At 57.6% G+C, this 4,772-nt stretch carries 5 protein-coding genes and 1 pseudogene; 1 reads left to right on the top strand and 5 read right to left on the bottom strand.

The features are described 5' to 3' along the window. Positions 1 to 257: 257 nt before the first annotated feature. The 5 genes and pseudogenes from EWE75_RS23865 to EWE75_RS23845 all read right to left on the bottom strand — a co-directional run bounded on the left by EWE75_RS23865 (position 258) and on the right by EWE75_RS23845 (position 4,088). Entirely contained in the window at positions 258 to 1,127 is an 870-nt protein-coding gene (locus tag EWE75_RS23865; RefSeq protein WP_130160539.1) for an HpcH/HpaI aldolase/citrate lyase family protein, read from the bottom strand. Continuing rightward, positions 1,124 to 1,576, bottom strand: coding sequence for a MaoC family dehydratase (locus EWE75_RS23860; protein ID WP_130160538.1), 453 nt, complete (start codon positions 1,574 to 1,576; stop codon positions 1,124 to 1,126). The genes EWE75_RS23865 and EWE75_RS23860 overlap by 4 nt, the downstream gene beginning before the upstream one ends. Positions 1,577 to 1,947: 371 nt before the next feature. Continuing rightward, positions 1,948 to 2,247: a hypothetical protein gene (locus tag EWE75_RS23855; protein ID WP_130160537.1), complete on the bottom strand. Its 300-nt coding sequence runs from the start codon at positions 2,245 to 2,247 to the stop codon at positions 1,948 to 1,950. A gap of 407 nt (positions 2,248 to 2,654) precedes the next feature. Continuing rightward, positions 2,655 to 2,882, bottom strand: a pseudogene (locus EWE75_RS23850) (IS66 family transposase); the annotation flags it as partial. A gap of 234 nt (positions 2,883 to 3,116) precedes the next feature. Continuing rightward, a complete protein-coding gene (locus tag EWE75_RS23845) occupies positions 3,117 to 4,088 on the bottom strand; it encodes a zinc-binding dehydrogenase (protein ID WP_130160536.1) in 972 nt (323 codons plus the stop codon). Between the two features lie 310 nt (positions 4,089 to 4,398). Here EWE75_RS23845 and EWE75_RS23840 point away from each other — a divergent pair. Next, the coding region (locus EWE75_RS23840) for an SDR family NAD(P)-dependent oxidoreductase (protein WP_130160511.1) at positions 4,399 to 4,772 on the top strand (374 nt) is incomplete at its 3' end.

Raw genomic sequence — 4,772 nt, 5'->3', positions numbered from 1 at the left:
CCCGCCGACCAGGATCAGCGCTACCGCCAATAGGCGTCGGACCTGATCCGCATCACCACTTCGTCTGGCACATCGACGCAAATCCGCCGGTGTGTAGTCGCGCCGAACGCCAACCGCTGCCGCCATCGCAAGCCTCCATCTGCCTGCAACGTCGAATCAGATTTTCAGCTCCTTGGGAATCCCCCACGTGAGTCACTCTCAGCGCGCTTTGGTATTACAGGTCCGCTATCGGTGGCGGTCGCCCGTACGTCACCGCTTTATTTTCGCTCGAAGCTGGAAATATGCGAAATGCTTCGGTCGGTCCGCGCCAGAATTGCCTCTGCGAGTTTGAGGTGCGGTCTGTCGATCATTTTTCCGTGTAGCTGGGCAACGCCGCGCGACGGATTAACTGCGAACAGGGCGACTATCTCCCGGGCATTAGCGATTTCCTCTTCAGTGGGCGTGAACGCGGCATTGATCGAAGCCACTTGAGCGGGATGGATCGCCATCATCCCTGTGAACCCGTCGCGGCGGGCGCGATTTAGATACGCTTCGAGACCCGCCCTGTTATGAATATCCGGGACGACCGTCTCGATCGCCTGGACACCGGCGCGGTGCGCACCGAACAGGACGAGACTCCGGACCATCTCATAGGGCGGGGTATAACGGCCGCCCTCCTCCCGCGCTGCGCTGGCGCCGATAGCGGCGGGCAGGTCCTCCGCGCCCCAAGTAAGCCCCAACAAAGCATCGCGGCAAAACCGATAAGTGCCGAGCTCGAAGACTGCCCCAGGCGTTTCCGAAGCGATGGGCAGGATGCCGACGCGTGCTTCTCCCATCAGCGCCAAAAGGGCATCGACGCTCGCTGCACCCTCGGCCTTGGGTAGGACGATGCCATCGGGCTTTCCCGATAGCACCGCAGCGATATCGGCTTCGGCCATGCCGCTGTCGAGCGGATTGATGCGAATAAATACCTTTGCGGTTCGCACCTCGGGGAGGAAGGCGGCGATTGCCTCCCGCCCGAATTGCTTGTTGGTAAGAGCCACAGAATCTTCGAGGTCGAGGATGATCGCGTCGGCACCACTCGCCACGGCCTTGCCAAAACGATCAGGCCGGTCCGCTGGCACGAACAGGAGCGAGCGCAGGATCATGCCGGCTCTTTCCTGAGCAGGGCCATTCGCAGGCAGCGGCATACCACTTGGCCGCGCTGATTGATGAGCTCATGCTGAAAAGTGACGATCCCGGCATTGAGTCGCGACCGCGATTCTCTGAGCGCCATCACTTCACTCGTCGCGTTCATGGTGTCTCCGATGAACGCTGGGGACGGCATGACGAGCTTGTCGTATCCCAGATTGGCAACCAAAGTCCCTAAAGTGGTGTCACCGACCGACAACCCGACCATCAACGCCAATGTGAAGGTTCCGTTGACGACAATCTGACCGAATTCACTGGCCTTCGCGGCTTCAGCATCAATGTGCAGCGGCTGGGGGTTATGTGTCATAACGCTGAACAAGAGATTGTCCGTTTCGGTCACGGTTCGGCGAATCTCATGTTCGACCCGATCACCCACGTGCCATTTATCGAAAAAGCGTCCCGCCATATCAGGCTTCCTATTCATTGCTTCTCACCAGAAGCGGGCCGACCTGCAGTTATGTACCAGCGCGCACCCCGGGGTCAGTCACGGTGCTGTCAAATGGAGCAAAAGGGGCTACTCCATTTTCATCGCATCGAGCGTCCATATGCGTTCTTCAGCAAGACAGCGATTTTTCCTGCTTTGACACCATTAAAGGTAGTGATCAGCGCAAATTGAGGCACCGACCAAATCCTTGGGCATTTCTGTCAGTCATTCCCTAGCGTTGGATAACTTTGGCCGACTATCAGCTTCAGGTCCGCCGAAAAAAACGAGGTAAGGTCAGCCACATGACACCGACTCTGAATAATCGGGTAAAGATCTCCGTCTTGCTTGAACAATCATAGCGCCGGCTCAGTGAAATACATCTCTTTTCGGTTGCGGGAAAAGAACGATGCAAACAGGCCGAAAATCTCGATCTGCTCTTGCGCTAATCCATAACTGATCGGGATTTTATCAATCCGGTTACCTTCAACCCAAGCCTGCGCGATGTCTTTAGGATCGACGCTGACGACGCACAATACTTCCCGGTAAAACGAGATCAAGAGAAACCGCACGCTGGAGTCTCCGCGCGACGCCCATGCGCCGCCCGTCGCCAACGAAAACTGCAACTCCGGAACCTTTTGCCCAGACTTAAGCACTGGTCGGTTCTTTGCCGACCGAAACCCTTCGACCAACCACAGAACACCCTTCCCGAATAAGCGCCGGACAATTCAGCGACCTTGATATTAATTATCTCCCCTGTCAAGTTCGTGCTACGCGTCTGAACCGGTCTTTATGAAGACACTCAAGAGTGGAGGTGTTGACGCAGAATTCGGTGGTTTGCTGCACGCATGTTTCTTTGCGCTGATCTGCAGCCTCATGCCAAAGAGAAGGTGTCAACGGCGGAGCAATTCCAGCCAACGTGGCGGAGTAAAAGCGGGCCAGTGGCGATGACGAGCTGACGATATGAAAAGGGCCCCAATTGGGTCCCTTTGCATATCCTCGTCGCCCTGTAGGTTGGGTCATGAGGTCAGGATTTACCCGTTGTCCGGGTCGGCTACGACAGTGGCCTGGTTTTGCTCCGCCCTGCCAGCGTCTTGGGCCGCCCCTTGCCACGACCAAAACCATCCTTCGACGGCGGAATATGCGAATTGCTCGACGTCTTGCGCGGCCTGCCCACCAGCGCCTCAAGCTCGGAAATCCGCGCCGCCATCCGCTCGATCATCTCGTGCTGCGCAAGCAGCAGTTCGTTCTTCTCGGCTTCGGTCAGAACATGAAGCGGGGGTGGCGCCATCCAAAGCTTGAATCACCCACCGCCGCCGCGCGCAAGCCCATTTTGGCTAACCACACGAGCAATTACGCCTGAACTTCTGCGAGTCATCGACAGGGGGAATCACAATGACGCCAGTTTGAAAAGGCACCGCCCCGGAATCTGCCCCGGTTACGCGGGCAGTCGAACCTCTGGAAATTTCCTCCATAATGGTGTGTTGCTTCAGATCATAGGAAGTCCCTCAGAAATATTGATCAACTACATATTGATGATGTGCCTTCCCATTATTTCACCGCCCAGACGGGCTATAATCGTGGGAGCTTGGTCCAAAAAATACCGACCTTCAATCGGCACGGATATTTTTCCCTGATCAACAAGTTCATCCAGGTCGGCAATCGTTTGCTTCCGCTCGGACTCGGTTCGATTTGGGAGTGCGGCCCCGATTGCTGAATAGGTCCGTCCGATCATGTCGAGCGGGTTCAGATTGGCGAAACCCGCCGAAATTCCGATCAGGACCAGCCGCCCTCCAAATGCGATCCCCTGGACCGCCTGATCGCTCGGCTCACCGCCGACCGGATCAAAAATCAGGTCGGCACCATAGCCTCCTGTCACTTCGCGCAGGGCTTCGCCAATGTGCGACCGGGTCGTATCGATGATATGATCGGCGCCCAGTTCGCGACAGAAGGCGGACTTCGCCTTTCCGCGCGCGGTCGCTACCACCCGCGCCCCTAGCGCCTTTCCAAGCTCGATCGCGGCCGATCCACTGGCCCCGGACCCGCCCAGAACCAGTAACGTCTCCCCTTTCGCGAGCTTGCCCCGACTGACGAGGCCCACATAGGCCGTGTGGTACGGGACGACGAACCCGGCTGCCTGCGCGTCATCCAACCCATCAGGCGCCGGAAAAGTATCAAATTCTCGGGCAAGCGCGTATTCCGCGAGCGCTCCGGCCTGGTTCTTGTACATGGTGCGGGCCATCACGCGCATTCCCGGCATATAGGAAGTACCAGGACCGGCAGTATCGATCGTGCCCACGAAGGAATGGCCGGGTATCGCGGGAGGAACGGTGACGAAAGGATAGTGCCCCTGCACCGACAACAGGTCGGGCAGTCCCAACCCGACGGCCCGCACCTTGATCAACACTTCGCCCGGTCCCGGAACCGGCTTCGCAATTTCCTTGAACGCCAGGACATCCAGCGGTTCACCGAAACTGTCTGCTTGCCATGCCAACATCACACGCTCCTAAATGATATTATTGCAACACTCAGGAGCAATGAATCATACCAGCGACCGCTTGGCGAGAGGTAAATGGAACGGATGTCGGATTTTGATATCCTAGATAATTAAGATTGACAGCGTCGAATCAACGCGCATACTTTTACCGCTGAGAGCGAGGAGCCGCCTCGGTGGCATGGACAAGTATGAAAATGATAAGGAAATTCAGGTCTCGGCAGACCGAGATCTGGGCGATCGCCAGCACCGATTTCATCTCGGTCTCTGAAATTGCGATCGCAGGACCGTTATTGGCCTGGATGCCGGCAGCATGAGTCGGCTTGCGGGGCGGGTGGCGCTGGTCACCGGGGGGCTTAGGGGTATCGGGCGGACGTGCGTCGAACGGTTTCTGGCGGAAGGCGCATCTGTGATGGTCGCCGATCTGGCCGACACGGCTGATGAAGACCTTACCGCGCTCGGCGACAAGGCTGCCTATGTCCGGCTCGACGTTTCCGACGAGGACGAATGGGTCCAGGCAGTCGCCGCGATCGAGGCGCGCTTTGGTCGGCTCGACATCCTCGTTTCTAATGCAGGCATCGGTATTCCCCGCCGGATACGCGAGGAGACGCTCGCAAATTGGCGCAAGACGATCGCCGTCAACCTGGACGGAGTCTTCCTCGGAACGAAACACTGTGCCGATCTGCT

Source organism: Sphingomonas populi, assembly GCF_004208535.1.
Lineage (GTDB): Bacteria > Pseudomonadota > Alphaproteobacteria > Sphingomonadales > Sphingomonadaceae > Sphingomonas > Sphingomonas populi.
The sequence above is the reverse complement of the archived record's forward strand: the minus strand, read 5'-3'. Positions and strand labels throughout refer to the sequence as shown.

Bases quoted from the DNA above. Each gene is read 5' to 3' on its own strand.
- EWE75_RS23865 (WP_130160539.1), bottom strand. From the start codon at position 1,127: ATGATCCTGCGCTCGCTCCTGTTCGTGCCAGCGGACCGGCCTGATCGT.
- EWE75_RS23860 (WP_130160538.1), bottom strand. From the start codon at position 1,576: ATGGCGGGACGCTTTTTCGATAAATGGCACGTGGGTGATCGGGTCGAA.
- EWE75_RS23845 (WP_130160536.1), bottom strand. From the start codon at position 4,088: ATGTTGGCATGGCAAGCAGACAGTTTCGGTGAACCGCTGGATGTCCTG.